The organism is Clostridium sp., assembly GCF_051650885.1.
Taxonomy (GTDB): domain Bacteria; phylum Bacillota; class Clostridia; order Clostridiales; family Clostridiaceae; genus Clostridium.
Map to the genome: position 1 here is coordinate 1 of NZ_JBOFRG010000267.1, position 4,212 is coordinate 4,212.

The 4,212-nt window shown below is 26.3% G+C and carries 5 protein-coding genes; 3 read left to right on the plus strand and 2 right to left on the minus strand.

The genetic code is table 11. The annotated features are described in order from the left end of the window. The 3 genes from ACRC28_RS12740 to ACRC28_RS12750 form a co-directional block, all read left to right on the plus strand. On the plus strand, positions 1-189 hold a 189-nt coding region (locus tag ACRC28_RS12740; RefSeq protein WP_438543827.1), incomplete at its 5' end, for an HAD family hydrolase. A gap of 258 nt (positions 190-447) precedes the next feature. Then, positions 448-1,746: a histidine--tRNA ligase gene (gene hisS, locus ACRC28_RS12745; RefSeq protein WP_438543828.1), complete on the plus strand. Its 1,299-nt coding sequence runs from the start codon at positions 448-450 to the stop codon at positions 1,744-1,746. Between the two features lie 111 nt (positions 1,747-1,857). Next, positions 1,858-2,907 (plus strand): MerR family transcriptional regulator, encoded by a 1,050-nt coding sequence (locus ACRC28_RS12750; RefSeq protein WP_438543829.1) that lies wholly within the window; start codon positions 1,858-1,860, stop codon positions 2,905-2,907. A 52-nt stretch (positions 2,908-2,959) separates the two neighbouring features. Here ACRC28_RS12750 and ACRC28_RS12755 read toward each other — a convergent pair whose 3' ends face one another. Both ACRC28_RS12755 and ACRC28_RS12760 read right to left on the minus strand, forming a co-directional pair. Continuing rightward, positions 2,960-3,403, minus strand: a complete 444-nt coding sequence (locus ACRC28_RS12755; RefSeq protein WP_438543831.1) for an ATP-dependent Clp protease proteolytic subunit — start codon at positions 3,401-3,403, stop codon at positions 2,960-2,962. A 205-nt stretch (positions 3,404-3,608) separates the two neighbouring features. Then, the coding region (locus ACRC28_RS12760) for an RNA-guided endonuclease InsQ/TnpB family protein (RefSeq protein WP_438543830.1) at positions 3,609-4,212 on the minus strand (604 nt) is incomplete at its 5' end.

Consider the following 4,212-nt stretch of genomic DNA (forward strand, 5'->3'; position numbering starts at 1 on the left):
GTAGAAAATCTTAATATAAATCCAAATGAATCAATCTATGTTGGAGACACATTAGCTGATTTCAAGGCTTCAAATTTAGCTGGGATGGATTTTGCACTTGCAGTATGGGGCGCAAGTGATTTAGAAGGAATTAAAGCAAATGTTGAATTACAAACACCAAAAGATTTGTTGACTGTATTTGACAAGTAGAGATTAAAAGTATACAATTTAGTAAATTTATTTTTGGAGGAATTATTATGATTATAATTAGTGTTAATAAATTAAATTTAATACATCATCATTACTAGAGACTTGGTTTGCTTTGTTGCAGATACAGGTCTATTGAGTTTAGGCTTGTATCTCTGGTAATGATAAATTAAGTATAATCATAATTTATCTTTTTAGCCATGTAGGATATTAGCCTACATGGCTTTTTTGAATTTAAAAATAATTTTAGGAGTGATTAATATGAAAAAGAATATAATTAAACCGAGTATATTACCAGGATTTATGGAACTTTTACCAAGGGAGCAGATGATTTTTAGTGATATAGTATGGAAGATAACTAATGTTTATGAAAAAAGTGGATGTTTAGAAATAGATACTCCAATTATAGAAAAGGCAAATGTGTTACTTGCAAAAACAGGGGGAGAAACTGAAAAGCAAGTGTATAGCTTTGAAAAGGGGAAAAATAAGTTAGCATTAAGGTTTGATTTAACAGTTCCTTTTGCAAGGTATGTAGCTCAATATTATAATGAGTTAACTTTTCCATTTAAAAGATATCAGATAGGAAAAGTGTATAGAGGAGAAAGAAATCAAAGAGGAAGATATAGAGAATTTTATCAATGTGATGTAGATATTATAGGAAAAGAGAAACTGAGCATAAATTATGATGCATTAGTTATAAGTTTAGCTTCAAAAGCATTTAAAGAAATAGGATTAAAGAATTATAGGTTTAGAGTAAGCAACAGAAAAATACTAAAAGGTATTTTAAATGAATTAAAAATAGATGAAGTAACTGAGGTTATGACATTAATAGATAAATATGAAAAAATTGAAAAAGAGATATTTTTAAGTGAGTTAGAAAAGATTATAGGAATTAAAAAAAGTGAATATATAAATAAAGTCTTAGATATAAAAGGTGATAGCAAAAAAATAATAAAAGAGCTTAAAGGACTTGATTTAAAAGATAGATTCTTTATAGAAGGAATTGAGGAATTAGAAAAAGTATGTAATACATTATTAATGCTTGGAGTAAATGAAAATGAATTTTCTATAGATTTAAAGATTATAAGAGGATTAGATTACTATACAGGAACTGTTTTTGAAACTATTTTATTAGGAAATGAAAGTTATGGTTCAATATGTTCAGGAGGAAGGTATGATAATCTAGCAGAAAATTATACGAATAATACTTTACCAGGAGTGGGAATATCAATAGGATTAACAAGGTTATTTTTTGTATTAAAGGAAATTGGATTTATAGAAAACTATAAAATAAATAAAAACTTGGAATACTTAATAGTACCGATAGGAGATACCCTTGAATATAGCTGTGAAGTAATGAAAATGCTAGAGAAAGAAGGAAAAAGTGTAACTATAACCTTTGAAGAAGATTCTTTAAAGAAAAAATTAAGTTATGCAAATAAAATAGGCGCAGAAAATATTATTTTAATAGGAGAGGAAGAAGTTAGGAAGAGAGAAATAAAAATAAAAAATATGAGGACAGGAAGGGAGATAATTAAGGATTTGGAATTAAAAATTTAGAATTGAGGAGGAAAGTCCTTAGGGGATTTCTTTGAATGTAAATTTAAAGTTGACTTTAACCTAAGGTGAAGGTTTATTATGTATAATATAAAGTAACTATGGAGGTTAGAGATGAGTGAGAATTATAGTATTAAAGAAATTGCAGAAATTTTTGGAATAACTACAAATAAGATTAGATTTTATGAAAAGAAGGGATTAATAGAACCTATAAGAGAAGCTAATAATAAGTATAGAAGATTTAATGAGGATGATATTATTAGGTTACAAACTATATTATTATATAGATCAATAGGATTAAGTATTGAGGCTATAGGAGATATATTAAAAAATAGTGAAAAGAAAAATGCATTAAATCATTTTAATAATCAATGGGAACTTATCAATAATGAAATTCACAGGCTTAATACTATACGAAAATCTTTAGAGAATATAATAGATAAAAGTTATGAAGAAGAAAATTATAGCAATATAAAAGAAGATTTATTGGAGATAATAGCGGAAAGTAATAAAATAGACAAGATAAGAAATAGCTGGAAAGATAGATGGAATTTCAATAATTGGGCTAAATCTTACGATAGAGATGTTAGAAAAGATAATGGAGAATTAAAAATATATAAAAATTATGAAATAATATTACAACGAGTATATGATTTAGCAATTAGATTAGAAAAGAAAAATCCTAAAATATTAGAAATAGGAATAGGAACAGGAAATCTTGGAATAAAATTTTTAGAAAGTGGATATGAAATAATAGGAATTGATCAATCAAGAGAAATGTTAGCAGTTGCAAAAGAAAAATTTCCAAAGTTAAAGGTAAGAATAGGAGAATTTCTAAAGATACCTTATGAAAATAAAAGCTTTGATATTATTGTTTCCACGTATGCATTTCATCATTTAAAAGAGGAAGAAAAAAATATAGGGATAGAAGAAATGCTAAGAGTTTTAAAAGAGAATGGAGTAATAATTATGGGAGACTTAATGTTTGAAAGTAAAAAGGAAGAAGAGAAAATTCTAAAAGATTTATCAGAAACTCAAATACATGAGATAAAAGATGAATATTATTCCTATATTGATTTACTAAAAAAAGAATTCTCTAAATATAATAAAAAATTAGAATTTATTAAAATAGATAGATTTAATTATATTATAGAGGTTAAATAGTTAAAAAGCACAAATATTTTTACGAATATTTGTGCTTTTTAGATACTTTAATTTAGTTATTTATATCATCATATTTAGAAATGATTTTACCAACTATTCCATATGAAGAAGCTTCTTCAGAGTTTAACCAATAGTTTCTATCAGTATCTTTTTCAACTTTTTCAAGTGATTGACCTGTTGCATCACTTATTATTTTATTTATTCTAGAGCGAACTCTTATTATTTCTTTTGCTTCTATTCCAATATCTGTTGCAGGACCGTTAAATCCACCTAAAGGTTGATGTATCATATAGCGTGTGTTAGGTAATGAATATCTATTTTCTTTATCAGCTGCAAGATAGATTGTAATTCCAGCACTTGCAACCCATCCAGTACCAATCATAATAATTTTTGGTTTTACAAACTTAATCATATCATGAATTGTATCACCAGCTTCAACATGACCACCTTGACTATTAATAAATATTTTTATAGGCTCATCACCGATACGAAAAATATATACATTTCTATTTAAATGTAGATATTTATACTGTGATACAACTTATATCCAAAGACTTTCGTTTTGTATCCTTCCTTCTTCACTCCATCTGATTTTGTAGTGATAAATCACATACTACTCTCATTTGATATGACAGTCCAAAGGCTTAAATTCCCCAGTATCGTTGGGTACATATTTAGAATCTATTTCTAAGTTAGATATTCTAAATTGAATAATTTGCTAAGTTAATACTTGCATTTAAATCTCTATCAATTTTAAGACCACAAGAGCATTTATATATTCTATCTTTAAGTCTTAAATTTTTCTTGATATTTCCACAACAAGAGCATTTTTTTGATGAAGGATACCATTTATCTGCTTCTAAGAACTCTATTCCATACTTTTGGCACTTATATTGAATCTGTCTTTTGAACTCATATAAGCATTGCTCTGCAATAGCTTTTGCCAAGTGTTTATTCTTCATCATATTTTTGATATTAAGAGTTTCCATTACAATTTTGCTAGGCTTGGTTTTCACTATAGCATTTGTACTTTGGTGTAAATGGTTAGTTCTTATATCAGTAAGTTTTTTATATAAATTACGAATTACTTTATTTTGTTTTTTGATATTTTTCATATCCCTTAAAGGTATTTTGAAAATTGGTTTTCTATTTTTTGCATAACCAGAAATATTATTTTCTATTTTTCTACTAAGTTTTCTTTGCTCTCTTTTGAGTTTCTTTTTCAAATACTTAACTCTTTTAGTTTTGTTAATATTCTTTTTAAACTCACCATCTGAACAAACTGCAAGGCTTTTTATTCCAATA